This is a genomic window from Streptomyces glaucescens, assembly GCF_002154375.1.
Lineage (GTDB): Bacteria > Actinomycetota > Actinomycetes > Streptomycetales > Streptomycetaceae > Streptomyces > Streptomyces glaucescens.
The window spans coordinates 1-356 of sequence record NZ_MUND01001111.1 but is presented as its reverse complement, the minus strand read 5'-3'; the positions used below and the strand labels follow the sequence as shown (position 1 = coordinate 356).

Here is a 356-nt window from a genome sequence, read left to right as displayed (position 1 = left end):
GGCGGCGCTGGCGCGGGTGCCGGTGGAGATGCCCGGCGGGGGCGGGTCGGTGACGGCGGCCGGGGAGACGCTGACCCGGCTGGTGAAAGTGGATGCGGCACCGGTGGGTCTGGAGGTGTTCTCGGTGCAGCCGGTGCGGATCGAGTACGCGCCGGAGGTGGCCGCCGCGATGCACCGCCGCCGGATCGCCGCGCTGGACGCCCAGCACCGGGCGAGTGTGCTGACCTCGGTGGTGGATTCGGTGGAGGACACGGTGACCCGGCTGACCATGCGCGGTCTGGTGGAGCTGGACGACTACGAGCGGAAGGCGCTGGTGAAGGACCTGACGGTCGCGTTCTGCGCGGGGCGGGGGGAGA

1 protein-coding gene is annotated in these 356 nt (G+C 73.3%); it reads left to right on the top strand.

Features of this window, described 5'->3' with window-relative positions:
- Positions 1-356, top strand: a 356-nt coding sequence (locus CCN42_RS45540) for an SPFH domain-containing protein (protein WP_339384171.1), incomplete at both ends; no start/stop codon positions are given.